The sequence below is a fragment of the Dankookia sp. P2 genome, from assembly GCF_050632255.1.
Taxonomy (GTDB): Bacteria; Pseudomonadota; Alphaproteobacteria; order Acetobacterales; family Acetobacteraceae; genus Paracraurococcus.
The window spans coordinates 4,767,270-4,790,100 of record NZ_CP192581.1; the positions used below are offsets into that span (position 1 = coordinate 4,767,270).

22 protein-coding genes and 3 pseudogenes are annotated in these 22,831 nt (G+C 72.6%); 9 read left to right on the forward strand and 16 right to left on the reverse strand.

Annotated elements, in window-relative coordinates; genetic code table 11:
* Window positions 1-33: 33 nt before the first annotated feature.
* From ACQ86J_RS28275 to ACQ86J_RS28315, 9 genes and pseudogenes are all read right to left on the reverse strand, one after another.
* Window positions 34-795: an AAA family ATPase gene (locus tag ACQ86J_RS28275; RefSeq protein WP_431268146.1), complete on the reverse strand. Its 762-nt coding sequence runs from the start codon at window positions 793-795 to the stop codon at window positions 34-36.
* A gap of 79 nt (window positions 796-874) precedes the next feature.
* Window positions 875-1,690 (reverse strand): annotated as a pseudogene (locus ACQ86J_RS28280) (GTP-binding protein); the annotation flags it as partial.
* A 3-nt stretch (window positions 1,691-1,693) separates the two neighbouring features.
* A complete protein-coding gene (gene flhA / locus ACQ86J_RS28285) occupies window positions 1,694-3,757 on the reverse strand; it encodes a flagellar biosynthesis protein FlhA (RefSeq protein ID WP_431268147.1) in 2,064 nt (687 codons plus the stop codon).
* 3 nt (window positions 3,758-3,760) lie between these two features.
* Window positions 3,761-5,149, reverse strand: a complete 1,389-nt coding sequence (locus tag ACQ86J_RS28290; RefSeq protein ID WP_431268148.1) for a sigma-54 interaction domain-containing protein — start codon at window positions 5,147-5,149, stop codon at window positions 3,761-3,763.
* 4 nt (window positions 5,150-5,153) lie between these two features.
* On the reverse strand, window positions 5,154-5,480 hold the full coding sequence (gene fliN, locus ACQ86J_RS28295; RefSeq protein ID WP_241671618.1) for a flagellar motor switch protein FliN: 327 nt from the start codon (window positions 5,478-5,480) through the stop codon (window positions 5,154-5,156).
* Window positions 5,481-5,483: 3 nt separating this feature from the next.
* Window positions 5,484-6,173 (reverse strand): hypothetical protein, encoded by a 690-nt coding sequence (locus ACQ86J_RS28300; protein ID WP_431268149.1) that lies wholly within the window; start codon window positions 6,171-6,173, stop codon window positions 5,484-5,486.
* Window positions 6,170-7,156 (reverse strand): flagellar motor switch protein FliG, encoded by a 987-nt coding sequence (gene fliG / locus ACQ86J_RS28305; protein ID WP_431272561.1) that lies wholly within the window; start codon window positions 7,154-7,156, stop codon window positions 6,170-6,172. The genes ACQ86J_RS28300 and fliG overlap by 4 nt, the downstream gene beginning before the upstream one ends.
* A 26-nt stretch (window positions 7,157-7,182) precedes the next feature.
* A pseudogene (fliF, locus tag ACQ86J_RS28310) lies at window positions 7,183-8,646 on the reverse strand (flagellar basal-body MS-ring/collar protein FliF).
* The gene (locus ACQ86J_RS28315; RefSeq protein ID WP_431268150.1) at window positions 8,594-8,875 is read right to left on the reverse strand and encodes a hypothetical protein; all 282 of its coding nucleotides are present in this window, start codon (window positions 8,873-8,875) and stop codon (window positions 8,594-8,596) included. Before ACQ86J_RS28315 ends, fliF begins: the two are co-directional and overlap by 53 nt.
* Before the next feature lie 277 nt (window positions 8,876-9,152).
* Here ACQ86J_RS28315 and ACQ86J_RS28320 point away from each other — a divergent pair, with 277 nt between their 5' ends.
* The 5 genes and pseudogenes from ACQ86J_RS28320 (at window position 9,153) to ACQ86J_RS28340 (ending at window position 12,255) form a co-directional block, all read left to right on the forward strand.
* Complete coding sequence (locus ACQ86J_RS28320; protein ID WP_133292648.1) at window positions 9,153-10,085, forward strand: ribose-phosphate pyrophosphokinase; 933 nt, start codon at window positions 9,153-9,155, stop codon at window positions 10,083-10,085.
* 448 nt (window positions 10,086-10,533) lie between these two features.
* Window positions 10,534-10,668: a hypothetical protein gene (locus ACQ86J_RS28325; RefSeq protein WP_431268151.1), complete on the forward strand. Its 135-nt coding sequence runs from the start codon at window positions 10,534-10,536 to the stop codon at window positions 10,666-10,668.
* Entirely contained in the window at window positions 10,665-11,099 is a 435-nt protein-coding gene (locus ACQ86J_RS28330; RefSeq protein WP_431268152.1) for a glutathione S-transferase family protein, read from the forward strand. Before ACQ86J_RS28325 ends, ACQ86J_RS28330 begins: the two co-directional genes overlap by 4 nt.
* Window positions 11,100-11,152: 53 nt before the next feature.
* Window positions 11,153-11,750, forward strand: a pseudogene (locus ACQ86J_RS28335) (histidine phosphatase family protein).
* Between the two features lie 217 nt (window positions 11,751-11,967).
* Entirely contained in the window at window positions 11,968-12,255 is a 288-nt protein-coding gene (locus tag ACQ86J_RS28340; protein ID WP_431268153.1) for a c-type cytochrome, read from the forward strand.
* Between the two features lie 351 nt (window positions 12,256-12,606).
* Here ACQ86J_RS28340 and ACQ86J_RS28345 read toward each other — a convergent pair whose 3' ends face one another.
* Window positions 12,607-14,019 (reverse strand): pyridoxal phosphate-dependent decarboxylase family protein, encoded by a 1,413-nt coding sequence (locus ACQ86J_RS28345; protein WP_431268154.1) that lies wholly within the window; start codon window positions 14,017-14,019, stop codon window positions 12,607-12,609.
* Between the two features lie 127 nt (window positions 14,020-14,146).
* Between ACQ86J_RS28345 and ACQ86J_RS28350 the strand changes: the two genes are divergently transcribed.
* Window positions 14,147-15,124, forward strand: a complete 978-nt coding sequence (locus tag ACQ86J_RS28350) for a Bug family tripartite tricarboxylate transporter substrate binding protein (RefSeq protein WP_431268155.1) — start codon at window positions 14,147-14,149, stop codon at window positions 15,122-15,124.
* A gap of 135 nt (window positions 15,125-15,259) precedes the next feature.
* Here the strand turns inward: ACQ86J_RS28350 and serA are convergent, their stop codons facing one another.
* The 6 genes from serA to ACQ86J_RS28380 form a co-directional block, all read right to left on the reverse strand.
* Window positions 15,260-16,774, reverse strand: coding sequence for a phosphoglycerate dehydrogenase (gene serA, locus ACQ86J_RS28355; RefSeq protein ID WP_431268156.1), 1,515 nt, complete (start codon window positions 16,772-16,774; stop codon window positions 15,260-15,262).
* A 70-nt stretch (window positions 16,775-16,844) separates the two neighbouring features.
* Entirely contained in the window at window positions 16,845-18,023 is a 1,179-nt protein-coding gene (locus ACQ86J_RS28360) for a phosphoserine transaminase (RefSeq protein ID WP_431268157.1), read from the reverse strand.
* Between the two features lie 98 nt (window positions 18,024-18,121).
* Window positions 18,122-18,907: a DUF1217 domain-containing protein gene (locus ACQ86J_RS28365; RefSeq protein ID WP_431268158.1), complete on the reverse strand. Its 786-nt coding sequence runs from the start codon at window positions 18,905-18,907 to the stop codon at window positions 18,122-18,124.
* Window positions 18,908-18,946: 39 nt separating this feature from the next.
* Entirely contained in the window at window positions 18,947-19,693 is a 747-nt protein-coding gene (locus ACQ86J_RS28370) for an SDR family NAD(P)-dependent oxidoreductase (protein ID WP_431268159.1), read from the reverse strand.
* A gap of 69 nt (window positions 19,694-19,762) precedes the next feature.
* Complete coding sequence (dksA, locus tag ACQ86J_RS28375) at window positions 19,763-20,179, reverse strand: RNA polymerase-binding protein DksA (protein ID WP_431268160.1); 417 nt, start codon at window positions 20,177-20,179, stop codon at window positions 19,763-19,765.
* A gap of 132 nt (window positions 20,180-20,311) precedes the next feature.
* Entirely contained in the window at window positions 20,312-20,746 is a 435-nt protein-coding gene (locus ACQ86J_RS28380) for a flagellar assembly protein FliX (RefSeq protein WP_431268161.1), read from the reverse strand.
* Window positions 20,747-20,936: 190 nt separating this feature from the next.
* On the opposite strand from ACQ86J_RS28380, the gene ACQ86J_RS28385 reads away from it, so the two are divergent.
* Genes ACQ86J_RS28385 through ACQ86J_RS28395 form a run of 3 tightly spaced genes read left to right on the forward strand, consistent with a single transcriptional unit; the run spans window position 20,937 to window position 22,725 of the window.
* Entirely contained in the window at window positions 20,937-22,025 is a 1,089-nt protein-coding gene (locus ACQ86J_RS28385; protein ID WP_431272562.1) for a flagellar basal body P-ring protein FlgI, read from the forward strand.
* A complete protein-coding gene (locus ACQ86J_RS28390) occupies window positions 22,022-22,330 on the forward strand; it encodes a rod-binding protein (protein ID WP_431268162.1) in 309 nt (102 codons plus the stop codon). Before ACQ86J_RS28385 ends, ACQ86J_RS28390 begins: the two co-directional genes overlap by 4 nt.
* Window positions 22,327-22,725, forward strand: a complete 399-nt coding sequence (locus tag ACQ86J_RS28395; RefSeq protein ID WP_431268163.1) for a hypothetical protein — start codon at window positions 22,327-22,329, stop codon at window positions 22,723-22,725. The genes ACQ86J_RS28390 and ACQ86J_RS28395 overlap by 4 nt, the downstream gene beginning before the upstream one ends.
* Window positions 22,726-22,831 lie beyond the last annotated feature (106 nt).

Here is a 22,831-nt window from a genome sequence, read left to right on the forward strand (position 1 = left end):
CCTTTCGCGGCTGCGAAGCGCGCAAAAGTGTGTTCACGTCGACAGAAACTTCGCCAGAAACGCGATTTGGCGCGCCGCCGAACAGGTCGGGTGCCGGGTCAGCAGCGGGGTCTGGTGGCGAATCGAATCGGCCACCCGCGCATCGCGCGGGACGATTCCGGCCAGCGGGACCCCAGCGCCGAGGAAGCGGCTGCAGGCCTGGTCCAGGGTCCGCCAGGTGCGCTCCCCGGCGGCACGGTCGCTCACCTGGTTGACCACCAGCCGCGCCGCGGCGCCCGGCCGGTCGCGGCGATGCAGCTTCAGCACGGCATAGGCATCGGTCAGGCTGGTCGGCTCCTCGGTCGCGACCACCAGAAGCAGGTCGGCGCAGGCGGCCAGGCGGCGCACCGCGGCATCCAACCCGGCGCCGAGGTCGAGCAGCACGGTATCGAACTCCGCGGTCGCCGCGCGCAGCGCCGCCTCAAGCCGGGCCACTGCCACAGGCTCCAGCCCGGCCAGGGCGCCGGAGCCGGAGCGGCCGGGCAGGACGGCGAAGCCCGCATCGTGCGTCGTGGCAGCGGCAGCGGCGCTCAACCGCCCCGCGAGCACATCCGCGACATCGTGCCGCGGATCGAGGCCGAGCTGGACGTCCACATTGGCCAAGCCGAGATCGGCATCGACCAGCAGCACCCGCTGGCCCGCCTGGGCCAGCGCCTGGGCCAGGCCGATGGCCAGCACCGTCTTGCCGACGCCGCCCTTGCCGGAGGCGACGGCGAGCAGCCGGCCTGCGGCGCGATCGGTCTCTGCGGTGGTCATGCATCCCCTTCGCTGCGCGCAGCAGCCGCGCCGCCAGCCAGGCGGGGTCGATCGGCACCAGGTCGCCCGCCGGATCCTGGCCGAGCCCCGCCTCGGTCAGCGCCAGCCCGGCCGCCGCCGCGGCCAGCACTCCGCCGAGCCGACGCGCCGCATCCAGCCGGGTCGGCAGCAGGTGCCGCGCGCCGAGCGCGCGGAAGGCCTGCGCCGTCTCCGTCGCCTCGGCCGGGTCCAGTCCCGCCGGCAGCACCAGCAGCAGGGTGGCGCCGGCGACCCGGGCGAGGTCCAGCAGGGCGCTGGCCTGGGTCGGGTCGAAAGGGTCGCAGCCGGCGCTGTCGATCAATACCGCCTGGCCCGGCGCCCGCCGGGCCACCGCCTTGGCCAGTGCGGCCGGCTGCGGCGCGACCGAAAGCGTCAGGCCGAGCACGCGGGTGAAGGCCGCCAGCTGCTCCACCGCCCCCGCCCGGGCGCCATCGGTGGTGACCACCAGCGGCGCGCCGCCGGCCAGCACGGCGCGGGCGGCCAGCTTGGCGCAGCCCAGCGTCTTGCCGGCGCCGGGCGGGCCGACCAGCAGTAGGGGCGCCGCCGCGGCATCCGGCAGCGGCGCGAAGCCGAGCGCGGTGGCCAGCGCCTGGTCGAGCGGTCCGGCGCCCAGTTGGGCGGCGAGCCCGGCTGGCAGGTTGTGCCGCGCCAGCGGGCCCTGGGCCGCGGCCGGCGCCGGCGCATCGGGCGGGATCAGCCAGGGTTCCGGCTCGGCCGCGGCATCCCGCGCCGCGGTGATCTCGACCCCGCCGGCGACCCGCCGGGTCGCCAGGATCACCGCGTCATCGCCCAGCGCGGCACGGACCTGCGCCATCGCCTCCGCCATCCGGGCCGCGCGGAACAGCCGGAGCCGCATCCGCTAGACCTGCCCCAGCGTGCGGATGCGGGCGCGCGGGTGGATCTCCGCCTGGCTGAGCACCATGGTCGCTGGGCGGAAGCGCTCGACGATCGCCCGGACATGGGCGCGGATGGCGCCGGAGCAGACCAGCACCGGGGATTCGCCGCTGGCTGCGGCGGCGTCGAAAGCGTCGCGCAACCGCTGCATGAATTCCTGCAACTTGGTCGGCGCCATGGCGAGCTGGCGGTCCTCGGGCGGGCCGGCCAGGCTCTCGGCGAAGGCCAGCTCCCAGTCGGCCGAGAGCGCGATCAGCGGCACGTAGCCGCCCGGGCCCCGCGCGGCCTCCGAGAGCTGCCGCGACAGGCGTGCCCGCACCACGCCGAGGATGCCGCCGATGCCGCGGCTGCCGGCCGCCACCGCCTCCTGCACGCCTTCCAGGATCGTCGGCAGGTCGCGGATCGAGACCCGCTCGGCCAGCAGGGCCTGCAGGATGCGCTGCAGCCCGCCGGTGCCGATCTGGGAGGGGATGACGTCCTGCACCAGCTTCCGGTGCTCGGCCGGCAGCTCGTCCAGCAGCTTCTGCGTCTCGGCGAAGGAGAGCAGCTCGGGCATGGTGTCGCGCACCGTCTCGGTCAGGTGGGTCGCCAGCACGCCGGCGCAGTCCACCACGGTGCAGCCGCGCGCCAGCGCCTCGTCGCGCAGCCCCTCCTCGATCCAGAGGGCGGGCAGGCCGAAGGTGGGCTCGGTGGTGCGCTCCCCGGCCATGGCCGGCACCTGGCCGGAAGGATCGATCGCCAGCTGCAGCGGCGGGCGGAGCTGGCCGCGCCCGGCCTCGATCTCCTTGACCCGCAGGATGTAGGTGTCGGGCGGCAGCTCCAGATTGTCCTGGATGCGGACGCTCGGCAGGACGAAGCCCATCTCCTGCGCCATGGACCGGCGCAGCGCCTTGATCTGCTCGGTCAGCCGCGGCGCCTCACCAGCGGCCAGCGAGAGCAGGCCGTAGCCCAGTTCCAGCCTGAGCAGGTCGAGCCGCAGCGCATCGGCGACCGGCGGCTCGGCGGCTTCGGCCGGGGCGGCCGCGGGCGCCGCCTCGGCGGTGCGGGCGGCCTCGCGCCGGCTCCAGGCGGTGGCGCCGGCGGCGCCGGCCAGCGCCAGGAAGGGGAACATCGGCATGCCCGGCAGCAGCGCCATCACCGCCGCGGCGCCGCCGGCCAGCGCCATCGGCTTCCAGCCCTGGCCGAGCTGGCGGCCCATCACCTGGTCGGCGCGCTCCTCCCCACCGCCCTTCGTCACCACGATGCCGGCGGCGACCGAGACCAGCAGCGAGGGGATCTGGCTGACCAGCCCGTCGCCCACCGTGAGCATCGAGAAGGTGGTCGCGGCTTCCCCGATCGGCAGGCCCTGGCGAAGCACGCCGATGGCGAGGCCGCCGAGCAGGTTGATCGCGGTGATGATCAGCCCGGCGATGGCGTCGCCGCGGACGAATTTGGCGGCGCCGTCCATGGCGCCGTGGAAGGCGCTCTCCTCCTCGAGCTCGCGGCGGCGGCGGCGCGCCTCCTTCTCGTCGATCAGGCCGGAGGAGAGGTCGGCGTCGATCGCCATCTGCTTGCCGGGCATGGCGTCCAGGCTGAACCGCGCCGCGACCTCGGCGATGCGGCCCGAGCCCTTGGTGACGACCATGAAGTTCACCACCAGCAGGATGGCGAAGACGATTAGCCCGACCATGACGTCGCCGCCCATCAGGAAGCCGCCGAAGGCGGCGACCACCTGGCCGGCGGCGGCCGGGCCTTCGTGCCCATGCGTAAGGATGGTGCGGGTGGTGGCGACGTTCAGCGCCAGGCGCAGCAGGGTCGACAGCAGCAGGATCTGCGGGAAGGCGGTGAAGTCGAGCGGCCGCACCAGGAACAGCGCGACCATCAGGATCAGCACCGAGAGCGTGATGGAGAGCGCGAGCGCCGCATCCAGCAGCAGGGTCGGCAGCGGCACCACCAGCACCGCGAGCAGCAGGGCGACGCCGAAGGCCAGGGCCACGTCGCCGCCGATCCGGATTTCCCGCAGCCATCCTGGCAGCGCGATGCTCCCCATGCGTCAGCGGCCCATCCCAAGGCCGGGCAGCAGCCCGCTGCCGGGCGCGACCGGGACCGGCGCCCCCTGCGCGCGGTATTCATGCAGCTTGTTGCGCAGCGTGCGGATGGAGATGCCGAGGATCTCCGCTGCGCGGGTCCGGTTGCCGAGGCAGTGGGTCAGCGTCTCGAGGATCAGGTCGCGCTCCACCTCCTCCATCCGCCGGCCGACCAGGGCGGAGACGGGGGCAGGGGCGGGCGAGGGCGCCGCGGCGGCGGCGGGCGCCGGCGCCTCGGCCGCCGGCCGCGCGGCCGGCAGCGGCGTCAGCTCGATCGCCTCCGGCCCGATCCAGGCGCCCTCGGCCAGCAGCACGGCGCGGTGCAGGGTGTTCTCGAGCTCGCGCACATTGCCCGGCCAGGGATGCGCCAGCAGCAGCGCCTCGGCGGCGGGGGAGACGGCGCGCTGCGGCAGCCCGTTGGCGGCGGCGAAGCGGCGGGCGAAATGCGCCGCCAGCGCGGTGACGTCGCCCGGCCTTTCGCGCAGCGGCGGGATGTGAAGTGCCACGACGTTCAGCCGGAACCAGAGGTCCTCGCGGAACCGGCCGGCGCGGACCTCGGCGCCGAGGTCCCGGTTGGTCGCCGCCAGCAGCCGGACATCGACCTTGACCGGTGCCGTGCCGCCCAGCTTGTCGACCTCCCGCTCCTGGATCACGCGCAGCAGCTTGGCCTGAAGCCTTGCATCCATCTCGCCGATCTCGTCGAGCAGCAGCGTGCCGCCATCGGCCTGCTCGAACTTGCCCTTGCGCGCCGCGACCGCGCCGCTGAAGGCGCCCTTCTCATGGCCGAAAAGCTCGCTCTCCAGCAGGGTCTCGGGCAGGGCGGCGCAGTTCAGCGCGACGAAGGGGCCGCGGGCGCGGCGGCTGTGCGCGTGCAGGAAGCGGGCGAGGACCTCCTTGCCGGTGCCGCTCTCCCCGGTGACGAGGACGCTCGCCTCGGCGCGGGCCAGTGCCTCGGCCCGTGCCAGCAGCGCGGCCATGGCGGGGTCGCGCCAGACCGGGCCTTCCGCTTCCCCCGCCACCGCCTGCAGCATGGCGGCGATCAGCTCGGCATCGGGGGGAAGGGGGAGGAATTCCTTCGCCCCGGCCTGGATGGCGCGGACCGCGGCGGCGGCATCGGCGTTGCGGCCGCAGGCGATCACCGGGCAGGCGATGCGCTCGGTGGCCAGGCGCTCGATCAGCCAGCCGATGTCGTGCGCGAGGTCGCACAGGACGAGGTCGGCGCCCTCCGTGCGCAGCCGCGCCAGGGCCGCCGCCGGCCCGTCCGCCTGCGCCACCCGGGCGCCGCGCGCGGCGGCGATGCGCGCGGCCTGGCCCAGCTCGGCATCGAGCGCGCCGATGATCAGGACACGGGTCATGCCCTCATCCCAGCCGGTCGGTCTTGACGATCTCGGTCATCGTCACGCCGAGCCGGTTGTCGTCCACCATCACCACCTCGCCGCGGGCGACCAGGCGGTTGTTGACGTAGATGTCGACCGCCTCGCCCAGCTTGCGGTCGAGCTCCACCACGGCGCCGCGGCCGAGCTTCAGGAGCTGCGAAACCTGCATCGTCGCGCGGCCGAGCACCGCGCTGACCTGCACGGGGATGTCGTAGACGGCCTCGAGGTCGCGGGCCGAGGGGCCCGCCGCCGCGCGCGCCGCGCTGGCCTCGGCGGCCGTCACGCTCTCGAAAGGTCCGGGGTCCGGCATGCGCTATCTCTCCTGAAGGTCGAAGGCCTGCAGCAGGGCGGCGATCGCCTGCCGCCGCGACGCGAGCAACAGCGCGGCGCCGCCGCCGCGCCAGGCCGCCGTGGCATCGCCGGGCGGCAGGCCGGGGTCTTCCGTGATTGTCAGCGCGGTCTCGCCGATCCGGGCCGCCGCGGCCGCGGCGCAGCCGGGGGCGACGCGCAGGGTGACCGCAACGCCGGCTTCCAGCAGCGGCCGCAGCTCGGCGGCCAGCCGCGCCGCGGCCTCCGGCGCCAGCCGCGCCGCCGCCTCCGGCAGGGCGGCGTCGAGCGTCGCCAGCAGCAGCCCGGCCAGAGCCTCCGCCGCCTCGGCCGCGGCATCGCCGGCCCGCGTCGCGGCCTCGGCCAGCGCCGCGGCGATGCGTTCCAGCGCCGCCGCCTCGCGCGCCGCGAGCCCGGCCGCTTCCGCCTCCCGCGCCGTCGCCTCGCCGGCGGCGAAGCCGGCCTCGCGCGCCGCGGCCAGCCGGGCCTCCAGGGCGGCGGCGGCCAGTTCCTCGGGCGCCGGTCCGGGGGCGGGCGGGGGCGCGTCGAAATCCGGCACGTCGAAGGCCATGACCCGCAGCGGCGCCTGGCCGGGCCGGCGCGGCGCCGGCAGGACCGGCTCGAAGGGCAGGGCAGGACGGGGCGTGGCCTGGGCGGGGCGGAAGGCCTCGGTCACGGGACCATCTCCTCCTCGCGCCCGTCCTGCAGCTGGATCTGGCCCTGCGCCGCCATGTCCTTGGCCAGCAGCACGATGGAGGCCTGCGCCTCGTCCACGTCGCGCAGCCGCACCGGGCCGAGCCCGGCGATGTCGTCGCGCAGCAGCTTCGCCGCGCGCTCGGTCAGGTTCTTCATGAACATCTCGCGCAGCGCCTCGGAGGCGCCCTTGAGCGCGAGGGCCAGCTTGTCCTTCTCGACCGAGCGCAGCAGCGCCTGCAGCCCGGCACCGTCGACCCGCTGCAGGTCCTCGAAGGTGAACATCAGGCCGCGGATGCGCTCGGCGCTGTCGCGGTTGCGCTCCTCGAGCGCCGAGAGGATGCGACCCTCGGCCTGGCGGTCGAGGTTGTTGAAGATCTCGGCCATCATCTCATGCGCGTCGCGCCGCTGGGCACGCGCAAGGTTCGACATGAACTCGGCCTTCAGCGTCCGCTCGACGCCCTCCAGCGCCTCCTTCTGGATGGTCTCCATCCGCAGCATGCGCATCACGACCTCCATCGCGAAGCCTTCCGGCAGCAGCGAGAGGACGCGGGCGGCGTGGTCGGGACGGACCTTGGTGAGGACCACGGCGACGGTCTGCGGGTATTCGTTCTTCAGGTAGTTCGCCAGCACCGCCTCGTTCACGTTGCCCAGCTTGTCCCACATGGTGCGGCCCGCCGGGCCGCGGATCTCCTCCATGATCTGGCTGACCCGGTCGCGCGGCAGGGTCTTCGACAGCAGCCGCTCGGTGCTCTCGTAGGTGCCGACCAGGTTGCCGGTCTGGCCGAGCTGGTCGCCGAATTCACGGCAGAGCTCCTCGATCACCGGGGCCGGCACGGCGCCGAGTGAGGCCATGGCGGCCGAGAGGTCGCGGATCTCGTCCTCATGCATGCGGGCGAAGAGGGTCGCCGCGTGCTCCTCGCCCATCGCCAGCATCAGCGCCGCGGCCTTCTGCGGCCCGCTCATCCCCGCCAGCATGCCGCGCGTGCCGCTCACAGCCGGTCCTCCGGGTCCAGCCAGCGGCGCAGCACGGCCAGGCTCTCATCCGGGTGGCGCTGCACCATCTGCGAGAGGGCATTGAGCGAGGAGGCCCGCATCTGGCCCTGCACATGCGCCAGGCTGACCATCGCTTCCTCCGCCGCCAGAGCCGCAGCATCGGTGGCCGAGGCCGGGATGCCGCCCTCGCTGCCGCCCGCCAGCGCGGCGACGCTGTCCGCCCCGCCGGCGAGCGCGGCCTGGCCTGCAGTGCCGGAAATCATCCCCGGGGGCGCCCCCGCCATGGCGCCGGCCGGGCCGGCCAGCGCCGCGACCGGCGCCAGGCTGGCGGCGATCCGCCCGACCATCGGCCGGCCGACCAGCAGGATGCCGGCCAGCGCCACCAGGGCCAGCAGCGCGCTTTCCGCCAGCCGGGTGGCGAGCGCCGGCGACAGCGGCAGGCCGAGGAAGCCGGGCGCGGCCTCGCCCGGCAGCGTCTCCTCGGCGAAGCGCATGGAGACGACCTCGACCTTGTCGCCGCGCCGCTCGTCGAAGCCGACGGCGCTGCGGACCAGGGCAGCGATGCGGGCAAGCTCCTCGGCGGTGCGCTCGCGCCAGCGCGGCGGCTCGCCCTCGGTCACCCCGTCCACCAGCACGGCGACCGAGAGGCGCTTGACCACCGGGTGCTCGCGCAGCGTGTTCCGGGTGGACCGGCCGATCTCGTAATCTCGTCGTCTCCTCCTGGCGGTTCTCGGAAGTGCCGGCGCCGCCCTGCGACTCGTTACCCGGCAGGTTGCCGGCGACGGTGGTCGGGGCAGGTTCGGCGCCGCGGTTCTGCTCGGTCGTGCTCTGCTGGCTGCGGGCGACCTGGTTGTCGGGGTCGAAGCGCTCCTCGCGGGTCTCGATGCGGTCGAAATCCATCTCGACCGTCGCCTCCGCGCGCACCCGTCCGGGGCCGAGGCTGCGTTCGAGCAATTCCTCGACCGCCCGGCCGAGGCGAAGCTCCTGGGCGCGGCGGATCTCCTCCTGGCCCTGGGTCAGGCCGGGCCCGGCCAGGGCCTGGCCGCCTCGGGCCAGCAGGGTGCCGCGGCTGTCGACGATGGAGATGGCCTGGGGCTTCAGGCCGGGCACCGCGGTGGCGACCAGGTGCAGCACCGCCTGCACGCCGTCCGGGTCCAGCCGCTGGGCGCCCTGCATGGCGAGCACCACGCTGGCCTGGGCCTCCCCTCGCTCGCGCGAGAAGGCCTCCCGCCGCGGCAGGGCCAGGTGGACCCGGGCGGCGCGGACGCCGGCGAGGCCGCGGATGGTCCGGGCCAGCTCGCCTTCCAGCGCCCGCAGCCGGTTGACGTCCTGCTGGAAGGGGTGGTGGTGAGGCTATCGCCGCGGTCGAAGAGCTCCCAGCCGACGCCGCCGCCGGCGGGCAGGCCCTCACGGGCCAGCAGCAGCCTGAGCCGGGGCGCCTGGTCGGCCGGGGCCAGCACCTGACTCGCCGCCGCCGGCGATCCGGTAGGGAATGCGCTGGCGCTCGAGGGCCGCGACCACCGCTGCGGCGTCGCGCGGCTCGAGCTCGCCGAACAGCGGGGCCATCGGCGGGTCGCCGGCCCGCAGCGCCAGGACGGCCAGCAGGCCGAGCAGCGCCAGGCCCACCGCGCCCAGGGCGAGCAACCGCTTCGTCCCCAGCGCCTTCAGCCCGGCGAGAACCCCGCCCATCCACTTCCCTTCCTCGGCCCGATCCGGGGCCCGCGCCGATGCCGGCCGGCCTGTCGCGAAGGCGTTTCCTGGAGGCGCGCCGCGCGGCCGGACTTGGCCGGCAGGCAGGAATTGCCGGATTGCGGTTGAGAAGCGGTTAAGTTGCCCGTTCCGCGGGACACAGCTTTGCTTGAGGCGCGATTTACACGGTTTCGTCAGCTTGATATTTCCGCCCGGCCGTGCGGAAAGCGGTGCAACGGCGGCGCTCGGGTCGCGTGCAGAAGGGGTCCGGCCGGTCATGAAGATCGTCGCCTGCAACAGCAATCGTCCGCTCGCGGAAGCGGTGGCGGCCTCGCTCGGCCTGCCGCTGACCAGCGCCTCCATCCGGCGCTTCGCCGACATGGAGGTCTTCGTCGAGATCAACGAGAACGTCCGCGGCCAGGACGTCTTCGTGGTGCAGTCCACCAGCTACCCGGCCAATGACAACCTGATGGAGCTGCTGATCACGCTGGATGCGCTGAAGCGCGCCTCCGCCCGGCGGGTCACCGCGGTGATCCCCTATTTCGGGTATGCAAGGCAGGACCGGAAGTCGGGATCGCGCACGCCGATCTCGGCCAAGCTGGTGGCCAACCTGATCACTGCCGCCGGTGCCCACAGGGTGCTGACGATGGATCTGCACGCGGCGCAGATCCAGGGCTTCTTCGACATCCCGGTCGACAACCTGTTCTCGGCGCCGCTGTTCAGCCGGGACATCCAGGAACGCTACAAGGGCCGCGACCTGATGGTGGTCTCGCCCGATGTCGGCGGCGTGGTGCGGGCACGGGCGCTCGCCTCCCGCCTGCACACGGAACTCGCGATCATCGACAAGCGACGGCCGCGCGCAGGCGTTTCGGAAGTGATGAACGTGATCGGCGAGGTCGAGGGGCGGCACTGCATCCTGGTCGACGACATCGTCGACTCCGGCGGCACCCTGGTGAACGCCGCCGAGGCGCTGATCAAGCACGGTGCCTCTGGCGTCTCGGTCTATGTCACGCACGGCGTCTTCTCGGGCGGCGCGGTGGCGCGGGTCGGCGCCTCGCCGATCGAGAACATGACGGTGACCGACAGCATCATGGCGACCGAGGCGGTGCGCATCTCCTCGAACATCCGGCAGGCGACGATCGCCCCGCTGCTGGCCGAGGCGATGCGGCGGATCTCGGACGAAAGTTCGGTTTCCTCGCTGTTCAACTGAGGCGAGGGGAACGACCGAGGCATGGGCCGGGGCTGGTGGCGCCGGTGGTCCTGGGGAGGTCGTTGGTTCCCTCCGGAAGGCCCCGTGAGTGCGTTCGGCCGGAAGTACGGTGACCTGCCGGCGCCACGGATAGGACTCTAAAGCATGGTCCCGGCCGGCGTCGTGCAACTATGCGCGAAGCTGGCCGCTGCGAAGGCACGACGCCGGGGCCAGGGAGCGGTTGTTGGTTCCCACCCGCCGGCGGGATTCTGATTTTCCCGAGTCAAGGCGGAAATCCCGGCGTCGCGGGATATTTTTATCAACACTGTGTGATGTGGTCCAGCGGTTAGTTTCTGGCTGACCCTCTGCCGCTGCCCTTGGCCATCCCGCCGCCGCTGCGCCGGGGCTGGGCGCCCGCCGAATCGCCCGATACTCTGCCGCACCAGCCACCCCAAAGGAGGATCCCAAGGTGAAACTCTTCTACGCGCCCGGCGCCTGCTCCATCGGCATCCATGTCCTGCTCGAGGAGATCGGCAAGCCCTATGAGGCCGAGCTGGTGAACCTGCGCGAGGGCGCCCAGTTCAAGCCGGATCCACCTCGGTGAACCCGAAGTCGAAGGTGCCGACCCTGCGGCGCGACGACGGCACGGTGCTGACCGAGTACCCCGCCATCGCGGTCTGGCTCGCCAGCACCTTCCCCGAGGCGAAGCTGCTGCCGAAGGATGCAGACAAGCTGGCCAAGGCGCTGGAATACACCGACTTCGCCGTGGCCACGCTGCACATGCAGGGCTTCTCCCGCATCTTCCGCCCGTCCAACTACGCGCCGACCGAGTCGGACCACGAGGCGGTGAAGGCGAAGGGTGAGGAGATCTTCGCCAAGGGCCTCGGCATCTTCGACAAGGCGCTGGAGGGCAAGGAATACCTGCTTGGCGATTCTCCTTCGCCGACAGCGCGCTGTTCTACGTCTCCTTCTGGTGGGCGGGCCGGCTGGGCAAGCCGCTGCCGAAGAACGTCGCCGCGCATTATGCCCGGATGAATGCCCGCCCCTCGGTGCAGCGGGTGCTCAAGGCCGAAGGCCTGGCATAGGGAATGGACATCGCCATGGCGGAGACGCTGAACCCGGTCCCCTTCTGGTTTCTCCGCCATGGCGAGACCGACTGGAACGCCGAGGGGCGGTCGCAGGGCCGCACCGACATCGCGTTGAACGCGGTGGGGCTCGCCCAGGCCCGGCGGGCGGCGAAGACGCTGGTGGGGATCGGCGGCATCGCCACCGTCGTCGCCTCCCCGCTGGTCCGCGCCCGGGTCACCGCCGAGATCGCCGCGGAGGCGCTCGGCCTGCCGGTGACCTTCGACGAGGGGCTGCAGGAGGTCAATTTCCGGCGAGCAGGAAGGCCTGCCGATGGGCGACTGGTACGACGACTGGATCGCCGGCAGCTACACGCCGGCCGGCGCCGAGACCTTCGCGGGCCTGCTGGCGCGCGCGGTGGCCGCGGTGAACCGGGCGACGGCACGGCCGGCCCCGGTTCTGGTGGTGGCGCATGGCGCGCTGTTCCGCGCGCTGCGGCTGGCCTTCGGGCATGAGCCGAACGTCCGCACGCCGAACGCCCTGCCGATCCGCTGCGTCCCGCCGGCCGATGGCGGCGCGGTGTGGGAGGTGGTGCCGGCGAAGCTGGCGCCGGAGGGCTGAACCGGCCGGGGAGGGCGCTGTCCTCCCCGCCGCTCCGTGCCGAACCGATGGCGACCGGCGTGCCCAGTCTCGATGCCGGTCCTGTCGCTTCTCTTTTCCCCGGCCTTGTTGCTCGCTGGGCCCAGCCGCGGGGTCCTGGGAGGGAGATCGGCATGCCCATGATGAAGCTGTGTGGCGCCAGGCGTGCCGGCCTGGCGGGGATGCTGGCCTTTTGCGCATGGGCGGCCTTCGCCGCGCCCGGCCGGGCGCCGCAGGCGACGCCGGCCGAGGGCTCCGGATCGCCGAGCAGAACTGTGCCCGCTGCCACGTCGTGCAGCCCGCCGGCGGCACGGGCTGGACCGATGCGCCGCCTTTCCTGCAGATCGCGCAGGATCCGAAGATCACCCGGGCCTGGATGCGGGACTTCGTCGCCAAGCTGCACATGCACATGCTGAACACGGAGCGGACCCCGGCGGAGGCGGATGCGCTGACCGCCTATCTGCTCAGCCTGCGCCGCAAGCCCTGAGCCTCGCGCCGCCGCGGCCTTGCGGAGCGCCTCGGTCGGCGACGGCGGCATGAGGGGCTGCCGTGCGGTGACCGGCGGCCCGGCGATCGAAATGAATTTTCCTGGCCGGACCGGCGGGCTATAGGAATATCGTCAACGCCGCCCTTGTGTCCCCTCGCTTCCGCGGCAAGCGCGACGCGGCGCCTCAATTGCTGATTTCTCAAATTCCTCAAGCGGATCGGCCGGAAAGCCGTGGGCAGAGCCGGCTTCGCCGCTGCCGCCCGGTCGCCGCTTCAGCCGGTTTGAGGCGGATTGAGCCGAATTTCAGGCTTGAGGCGGTTTATTGCCTGAGCGCCCGCCTGCCTGATCGACCTATCCCTCCGCCACCGCCCGCATCGCCTGCCACAGCGCCGCGACATCCGCCCGCTCGGTCGCCTCGGCCCCGACCGAGACCCGCACCATCCAGCGCCCGTCCAGCACCGCCGGCGTCAGGTAGGCGGCGCCCGAGCGGTTCAGCCGCTCTGCCCAGGCTTGCGTATGCGCATCCAGCGCCGTGCCCTCGACCCCCGGCGGCTCGTGCCGGACGCACAAGGTCTGCAGTGGCACCGGCGCCAGCACCCGCCAGCCGGGCGTCGCCGCCACCTGTTCGGCCAGCCAGCTTGCGTTGGCGATGTCCCGCCGCAGCCGGGCCCGCAGGGCATCGACGCCCTGCTCGCGGATGACGAACCAGAGCTTCAGCGCCCGGAACCGCCGTCCCAGCGGGATGCCCCAGTCGCGCAGGTTCTTCACCTGGCCGTCGGCGGCGCTCTGCAGGTAGGAGGGGTTGGTGGACATCACCCGCACCAGGTGCTGCGGGTCCCGGACGTAGTAGAGCGACGAATCGAAGGGCACGCCGAGCCATTTGTGCGGGTTCAGGACAAGACTGTCCGCGGCCTCGATGCCGTCCCAGAGGGGACGGCATTCCGGCAGGATCATCGCGCTGCCGGCCATGGCGGCATCGACATGCAGCCAGATCCCGTGCCGCGCCGCGACCGCGGCCAGGCCGCCGACCGGGTCGATGGCGGTGACCGCGGTGGTGCCGGTGGTCGCCACCACGGCGCAGGGGTGGCCGCCCGCGGCGAGGTCCGCCTCGACCATCGCGGCGAGGGCATCCGGCCGCATGGCGTGGTCCTCGTCGCAGGGCACCAGCCGCAGGTGGTCGCGGCCGAAGCCGGCCAGCAGCGCCGCCTTCTCGACCGAGCTGTGGCTCTGCGCGCTGGCATAGACCAGCAGCGGCGCCTCGCCCTGCTGCATGCCGCCGCGCGCCATGGCGTAGCCGCTGGCGCGTTCCCGGGCGCAGAGCAGCGCGACTAGGCTGGAGGTGGAGGCGGTGTCCTGGATCACCCCGCTCCAGGCGGCGGAGAGGCCGACCATCTGCCGGACCCAGTCGGTGACCACCTCCTCCAGCTCGGTCACCGCCGGGCCGGACTGCCAGGACAGGCCGATGACGCCGAGCCCGGTCGAGACCAGGTCGCCCAGCACCCCGGCCAGCGGGGCATTGGCCGGGAAGTAGCCGAAGAAGCGCGGCGACTGCCAATGGGTCAGGCCCGGCATGACCACGCGATCGAGGTCGGCGAGCACCGCCGCCATTGGCTCCGGCGCTTCGGGCGGGGCTTGCGGCAGCATGGCGCGGACCTCCCCGGGCGCGACCTGCGCCATGACCGGGCGGTCGGCGACGTGTTCGCGGTAGTCGGCGATCCAGTCGATCAGCCGGTGGCCCTCGCGGCGGAATTCGTCCGGTGTCATGCGGCTTTCCTTCATCCCTTGGCCCGCAGTCTCGCCGCGCGGCGCCGCGGCGGCGACCCCTTTGCGCCCACCCCGTTCGGTGGCATGGAGCGCGCAAGTTCAAGCAACCTCCCCGGGAGAGAACCGCATGCTCGATCGCCGCACCCTGCTGCTGGGTGCCACCGCCCTGCCGCTCGCCGCACCCGCCTTGGCCCAGGGCACGGATTGGCCTAATCGCCCGGTCCGCGTACTGATCCCCTGGCCGCCCGGCGGCTCGACCGACGTGCTGGCGCGCATCGTCGCCGACCAGCTCTCGCAGAAGCTTGGCCAGCCATTCGTGCTGGAGAACCGGCCGGGCGCCAGCGGCAATATCGGGATGGAGGCGATCGCGAAATCCGCCCCGGACGGCTACACACAGGGCCCGGCGACCATCGCCAACCTGTCGATCGCGCAGTTCCTCTACGCCAAGCTGCCCTTCAACCCGGAGACCGACTTCTCCGTCATCTCGATGCACTGGGAGCTTCCGAACGTGGTGGTCGCCCCGGCGCAGTTCACCCCGCCGAACACGCTGCGGGAGTTCATCGACTGGGCGAAGGCGCAGCCGAAGGGCGTCAGCTACGGCAGCCCGGGCGTCGGCACCACCGCGCATCTCTCGGGCAGCGGCTTCTGCGACCGGCTGAAGATCGACGGCCAGCACGTGCCCTTCCGCGGCGCGGCGCAGATCATCCCGGCGATGCTCTCGGGCGACCTGACCTTCGCGATCGACAACCTGGCCAGCTACATCCCGGTGATCCAGGAAGGCCGGATGAAGGCCTATGCGGTGACCAGCCCGGAGCGCTGGGTGACGCTGCCGAACATCCCGACCATGGCGGAGGCGGGCGTGCCCGATTTCGTCATCACGTCGTGGTGCGCCTGGGTCGGGCCGGCGGGCCTGCCGCGGCCGATCGTCGACAAGGTGAATGCGGCGATGAAGGAGATCGCGGCCGACCCGGCGGTGCAGCAGCGCTTCCTGCAGACCGGGGCCAAGTGCGTGTGGTCGACGCCGGAGGATGCGGTGGCGCATGCGGCAAAGCAGCGGCCGATGCTGGCGCAGATGGTGAAGGTCAGCGGCGCGCGAATGGAATAGTAAGGCCAGGGAGGAAGTATCCTCCCTGGACCCTCCTCTATTTCTGTGAGTCTGGCACTCGCCGCGCGGCGGCAGCCGACTCGGAAAAATAGATGAGGGGTTCGGGGAGAATACCTTCTCCCCGACCTTACCTTCTCAGAACCGCAGCGGCGTTGCCTGCACCACCAGCGGCAGCGCCCGCACCTCGGCCAGCACCGGCTCGGGGATCGGCCCGTCGAGGCTCACCAGGCAGATCGCATCGCCGCCCTGCGCCGCGCGGCCCAGGTGGAAGGTGGCGATGTTGATGCCGGCATTCGCCAGCACCATGCCGAAGCGGCCGATGAAGCCCGGGCGGTCCTCGTTCGTCACGTAGAGCATGTCCGGCGCGAAGTCCGCCTCGACCGCGATGCCCTTGATCTCGACCAGGCGCGGCCGGCTCTCGCCGACCAGCGTGCCGGCGACGCTCTTCTCGTCCTGGTCGGTCACCATGGTGACCCGCAGCAGGGAGGCATAGTCGCCGCGGCGCTCATGCACCGTCTCGGCGACCTCGATCCCCCGCTCCTTCGCCACCACCGGGGCATTGACCATGTTCACCGCACCCATCAGCGGGGCGAGCGCGCCAGCTAGCGCCGCGGCGGTCAGCGGCCGCCGGTTCAGCTCGGCGACATGGCCCTCGTACTCGACCCGGATCGCCTTGATGACGTTGCCGCGCGCCGCGGTCAGCTGCCCGGCCATGCCGCCCAGCAGCTGCGCCAGCGCCATGTAGGGCTTCAGCCGCGGGGCTTCTTCCGCAGTGACCGAGGGCATGTTGATGGCGTTGGAAACCGCGCCGGTCAGCAGGTAGTCGGCCATCTGGTCGGCCACCTGCAGCGCCACGTTCTCCTGCGCCTCGGCGGTCGCCGCGCCCAGATGCGGGGTGCAGACGACGTTCTCGAGGCCGAAGAGCGGGCTCTCGGTCGCCGGCTCCGTCTCGAAGACGTCGAGCGCGGCGCCGGCGATATGGCCCGACTTCAGCGCGTCGTAGAGCGCCGCCTCGTCCACCAGCCCGCCGCGAGCGCAGTTGATGATCCGCGTGCCCTTCTTGAGCTTGGCGATATTCTCGCGGCTCAGGATGTTGCGGGTCTGCTCGGTCAGCGGCGTGTGCAGCGTGACGAAGTCGGCCCGCTCCAGCAACTCGTTCAGCTCGACCTTCTCGACGCCGAGCTCGACCGCGCGCTTCTCCGACAGGAAGGGGTCGAAGGCGACGACCTTCATGTGCAGCCCCACGGCGCGGTCGGCGACGATGGAGCCGATATTGCCGCAGCCGATCAGCCCGAGCGTCTTGCCGAAGAGCTCGACGCCCATGAAGCGGTTCTTCTCCCACCTCCCGGCCTTGGTGGAGGCCGAGGCCTCCGGCAGCTGCCGGGCAAGGGCGAACATCATGGCGATCGCATGCTCGGCCGTGGTGATGGCATTGCCGTAGGGCGTGTTCATCACCACGACGCCGCGCGCCGTGGCGCTGGTGACGTCGACGTTGTCGACGCCGATGCCGGCGCGGCCGACCACCTTCAGGTTCGGCGCCGCCTCCATCAGCTCGCGCGTCACCTTCGACGCGCTGCGCACCGCGAGCCCGTCATAGGGGCCGATGATGGCGCGCAGCTCGGCCGGGCTGAGGCCCGGCTTGAAGTCCACCTCGATCCCGCGCCGCTTGAAGATCTCGATCGCGGCGGGGAGAGCTTGTCGGAGATGAGGACCTTGGGCATCAGGCGGCCACCTTCGCAAGCTCGGCCTCGACCTGGGCGAAGGCCCAGTCGATCCAGGGGAGGAGGGCGGCGATGTCGGAGGTCTCGACCGTGGCGCCGCCCCAGATTCGCAGGCCCGGGGGCGCGTCGCGGTAGTTGGCGGCGTCGAGCGCGACGCCCTCCTTCTCCAGCAGGCCGGAGAGCTTCTTCGCCGCCGCCGCCTGCGCCTCGGCATCGAGCGCGGTGAACCAGGGCGCCACGATCTTCAGGCAGATCGAGGTGCAGGACCGCGTCGCCGGGTCTTCCGCCAGGAAGTCCACCCAGGCGGTCTTCGCCACCCAGCCGGCGATGGCGGCGAGGTTGCCCTCGGACCGCGCGATGAGGCCCTTCAGCCCGCCGACACCCTCGGCCCAGCGCAGGCCGTCCACCGCGTCCTCGACCGCGAGCATGGAGGGCGTGTTGATCGTCTCGCCCTTGAAGATGCCCTCGTTGAGCTTGCCGCCCTTGGTCATGCGGAAGATCTTCGGCATCGGCCAGGCGGGGGTGTAGCTCTCGAGCCGGGCGACGGCGCGGGGCGACAGCGCCAGCATGCCGTGCGCGGCCTCGCCGCCGAGGACCTTCTGCCAGGACCAGGTGACGACATCGAGCTTCTCGTAGGGGAGGTCCATGGCGAAGGCGGCGCTGGTCGCGTCGCAGATCACCAGGCCCTCGCGCTCGGCCGGGATGAAATCGGCATTGGGCAGGCGGACGCCGGAGGTCGTGCCGTTCCAGACCATGACCAGGTCGCGCGAGCCGTCGAGGCCGGCGAGGTCGGGCAGCCGGCCATAGGGCGCGTCGATGACGCGGGCGTCCTTCAGCTTCAGCTGCTTCAGCACGTCGGTCGCCCAGTCCTTGGAGAAGCTCTCCCAGGCGAGCACGTCGACGCCGCGGGCGCCGAGCAGCGACCACAGCGCCATCTCCACCGCGCCGGTGTCGGAGGCCGGGACGATGCCGAGCCGCCAGCCCTCGGGCAGGCCGAGAATCGCCTTCGAGCGGTCGATTACCTCGGCGAGGCGGGCCTTCGGGTCCTTGGCGCGGTGGCTGCGGCCGAGGAAAGCGCCCGAGAGCGCGTCCAGCGTCCAGCCGGGACGCTTGGCGCAGGGACCGGAGGAGAAACGGGGATTCGACGGACGCAGGTCCGGCTTGGTGGCGATCGCCATGATGCGGCTCCCTTCCAGAAGCGAATGCGCCCCGGTGGGGGCGTGGCCCGGGAGGAGAGGTAGGACAGTGCGGCCGGCGATGCAACGCCGGCCTGATCTCAGCCGAGGAGGGAGAGCAGGCTGCCGGTCCCGCTGCCCGTTCCGGCTTGCGCCATAACGTAGCGCTGCGCCAGCGCCTGCACCTTCTTCGGGTCCTGCAGGTCGGCCAGCTTCATGCGGGCGGTGATGGCCCGCGCCTGGGTCTCGACCGATTGCACCGCGATCTGCGCCGGCAGCCCGAGCGCCCCGGTCACCACCCGCCGCATCACCGCATTGCCGAGGATGCCGTAGACGTCGGTTTTGGCCGAAGCGTTCCGGATAAAGTAGAGCGCGTCCGACATGCCTGCATTCTTGTCGTCGAGCCCCTGCTGGTACTGGTACTGGACATAGCCGGCTTCGAGATTTTTGAGCAGCGCCGGGTCGCGCAGCGCGGCCAGCCCCTTGTTCTTGAGGTCGAGCGTGGTGGCGGCGGTGCTGAACCGGCTGTCGAGGCTGGCGAGCAGCCCCTTGGTATCGGCAGGGTCGGCCAGCAGCGCCCGCTGCACCAGCCCGGGATAGGCTGCCTGATCGGCCAGGCCGAGCGCCGGCAGCAGCACCGCCAGAACGCGCGGGTCCTGCAGCGCCGACTTCACGTCGCGGGCCTTGGCCACCGCCGTCTCGAACTGCTTCAGCGCGGTGATGGTGACGGGGTCCTTCCGCTCCGCCGCCACGCCCTTCGCTTCGGCCCCGGTCGCCTGGGCGGCCTTCAGCGCGACGACCGCCGAGGCGGCGTCGCCGGAGGAGGTGGCGCTGGAGGATGACCCGCCGAACAGCGAGGCGGCCAGTGAGGCGCTGATGGAAAGCATGGGCCGGCGAAGGCTGCGCCGGCCCCGGTTAACCGAGGCTCAATGCCAGGCCGAGCCGCCATCGACGCCGAGCGCCGAGCCGGTGACGTAGCCGGCTTCGGCGCTGGTCAGGTACAGCACGGCGCCGGCGACCTCCTCGGCGGTGCCGAAGCGGCCGAGCGCATAGCGGGCGAGAAAGGCGCGCTCCGCCGATGCCGGGTCGGGCTGGGCGGCCATGGTCGCCTCGACCATCGGGGTCAGGATGGCGCCGGGGCAGACCGCGTTGACCCGGATGCCATCGGGCGCGAGGTCGAGGGCGAGGCAGCGGGTCAGCATCAGCAGCCCGCCCTTCGACGCCCCGTAGGCGCCGTAATCCGGCCGGGGCACCAGCCCGGCGGCGGAGGCGAGGTTGACGATGCTGCCACCTCCGGCGCGGCGAAGATGCGGCAGCGCGGCGCGGCAGACATGGAAGGGCCCGTCGAGGTTCACCGCCATGACCTCCCGCCACAGCGCCGGCGTGGTCTCGGCGGGAGAGGCGACGCGGCTGATGCCGGCGGCATTCACCACGGCGTCGAGCGCCCCGAGCGCGGCAGCCGCGGCATCGACGGCGGCGGCGACCCTCTCGGGGTCGGCCACGTCGACCGGGATGCCGGGCGCGCCGAGTTCGGCGGCGACCCGCGCCAGCGCCTCCGCATCGCGGTCGAGCAGTGCCACCTTCGCTCCCTCGGCCAGGAAGCGCCGCGCCGTGGCGAGGCCGATGCCGGAGGCGGCGCCGGTGACCAGCGCGTGGCGGTTGGCGAGACGCATGCCGGGCCTCGGAACTGCAATGGCCGGCGCGGGGCCGGCCATCATGGACGCGGGTACTGGCGGCCGGGCTCAGTCGTCCCGGTGGACGCGCTCCATGCGCTCGTGGCGCTCCTGCGCCTCGATCGACAGGGTGGCGATCGGGCGGGCCTCGAGCCGGCGCAGGCCGATCGGCTCGCCGGTCTCCTCGCAATAGCCGTAGGTGCCGTTCTCGATGCGCTCCAACGCCTGGTCGATCTTGGAGATCAGCTTGCGGGCGCGGTCGCGGGTGCGGAGTTCGAGGGCTCGGTCGGTCTCGACGCTGGCGCGGTCGGTCAGGTCGGCTTCGGCGATGCCACCGACGGAGAGGCTGGCGAGCGTGTCCCCGGCTTCGCGGATCAGGTCCTGCCGCCAGCGCAGCAGCTTCTGGCGGAAGTAGGCCAGCTGCTGGGCATTCATGAATTCTTCGTTGTCGGTCGGGCGGTAGTCGGGCGGTAGGGTGATGAGCATTGTCTGGACGACCCCATTCCGGCCGGGGCCCGGGCCTTGGCGCCCCGCCCCGAAAGTTGCGCGGACCATACAGGCGGCCCATGGCGAAAGCCAAGGGTTCCCTCCGCGCAAATTGCTGATAGTGGGGGCTTTTCACTTGTTTGACACGGAATCGTTCCATCCCCGGCGTGCCAATCCCACCCGGGCGCGCAGGACGACGGACTGCACCGCGTCGCGCAGGAATGGGTCCGCGCCGTCCTCCCCCGTTTCGAAGGCGGCAAGCCGTTGCAGCCTGTTCATGTCGGACCTGTCACGCAGCATGTCCTGCTGCAGCGACTGCAACTCTTGCAGAATCGACTCGGCCCGGTCGCGGGCCGCCTGGTCCCGCGCCGCGCGGTCGCCGCCCTCCTGCAGGCCGAGCAGCCCGAGCCCGACCGGCGCCGCCGCGCCGGCGGCGGCGCTTTCCGCCAGCGTCCCGGCCCCGGGCGTACCCCGCGCCGCGCCGAGCGTGAAGCCGGGCCGGCCGCGGGCGCCGGCCCGCCCGGGGCCCGCCGTGCCGCCCGCCGATACCCTGCCGATCTCCCGCATCCACCCGCCCTCCTGGCACCGTTCCTGCCGGCCGGCGGCAATCCGCGCCGCCACCGCCGGCAATCCTTGCCGGTTTCGCGTCGCGCCGGCCTGGCATGCCGGTTGCGATCACCCCGCCACCCGCAGGACGGAGTGCAGCGTGGCCGAAAATGCTTTCGCAAGGGCGAAGAGCGCCTGGGCGCTGGCGGCCATGACGGCGCTGCTCGCCCTCCTCGCGGGGCCGCCCGCCGCCGTGGCGCAGCCGGTGCGGATCAAGGACATCGCTGACCTCGAGGGCGTCCGCGACAATCATCTGGTCGGCTATGGCCTGGTGGTCGGGCTGAACGGCACCGGCGACCGGCTGGCGACCTCGATCTTCACCCGGCAGACGCTGATCGGCATGCTCGAACGGCTGGGCGTGAACACCCGCGACAACGAGGCCAAGCTGGCGACCAAGAACGTCGCCGCGGTCATGGTCACCGCCAACCTGCCGGCCTTCGCCCGGCCGGGCAGCCGGATCGACATCGCCGTCTCGGCACTAGGCGACGCCACCAACCTGCAAGGCGGCACCCTGCTGGTCACCCCGCTGCTCGGGGCGGACGGAGAGGTCTATGCGGTCGCCCAGGGCGCAGTCGCCACCGGCGCCGTCGCCGCCCGCGGTGCCGGGGCCAGCGTGATGCGCGGGGTGCCGACCAGCGCCCGCATCGCCTCCGGCGCCATCGTCGAGCGGGAGGTGCCCTATGCCCTGACCGGCCGGCCCAGCCTGCGGCTGGCGCTGCGCAACCCCGACCTCACCACGGCTCGGCGCATTGCCGCCGCCATCAACCGGGCGACAGGCGGCAGCCTCGCCAATGCCACCGACCCGCGCACCGTGGCGCTGAACCTGGCCGGGCGCGACCCCATGGCCTTGCTGGGCGAGATCGAGCAGCTGCGGGTCGAGCCCGATCAGGTCGCCCGCGTGGTGATCGAGGAGGCCAGCGGCACCATCGTCATGGGCGCCAATGTCCGGGTCTCCACCGTGGCGGTCGCCCAGGGCAACCTGACCATCCGCATCACCGAGACGCCTCAGGTCAGCCAGCCCAATGCGCTGGCCAACGGCCAGACCACGGTGGTGCCGCGCACCAATATCGAGGTGGACGACCAGGCGGAGCGGCGGGTCGGCGTGCTCGGCGGTGGCGTCACGCTGCAGGAGCTGGTGCGCGGGATGAACGCGCTCGGCGTCGGGCCGCGCGACCTGATCTCGATCCTGCAGGCGGTGAAGGCGGCCGGCGCGCTGCAGGCCGAAATGGAGTTGCGATGATGGGCGGCCCGCGCCCGCTCACCGCCGCCGAGCGCGCCGCCATCCCGCCGAAGCTGCGCCAGGCGGCCCAGGCTTTCGAGGCGCAGGCCTTCGCCCAGCTGCTGCAGCCGGTCTTCGCCGCCGCCGATCCCAGTCGCGGCCGCTTCGGTGGCGGCGCGGCGGAAGCCCAGTGGCGGCCGATGCTGGTCGATGCCGTGGCAAAGCAGGCGGTTCGCGCCGGCCAAGGCCTTGGCCTGTCCGACGCCATCCTGCGGGAACTGGCGCGGCGCCAGGCCACCCCCCAAACCGAGGATACCGGCCCATGACCCTGATGATGGATGCGTTGATCACCGCCGGGCGCCGGCTGGCCGAGGCGCTGCGGGCGGAGAACGAGGCGCTCGCCGCGCTCGACCTGCCGCGCGCCGCGGGCCTTTCGACCGTCAAGCTGCGGGCGACCGATGCCTTCGCCGCAGCCTATGCCGCTGCGGCGAAGACCGGAACCAGGGCGGAAGGCATTGCGCGGCAGGATGCGGCGGAGCCTGACGGCCAGGCTGCAGAGCCTGGGCGAGGAGAACCGCCGCCTGTTGCAGCGGGCCATCGCCATCCAGTCGCAGGTGATCGAGACGATCGCCGGGGCGGCCCTGCCGCGGGCCGCGGCGCCCGCGCTATGGCGCCGCGGGCAGGCCCGCCGCGCTGCGGCATGCCCCGGCCCTGGCCATGACGACACGCGCCTGACGGCGCGAAACCAATGCGCGCCCTGCGGCGCAATCCCGCTGCGCGCCTTGCGGCGCAATCCCGCTGCGCGCCTTGCGGCGCGACGACCACGC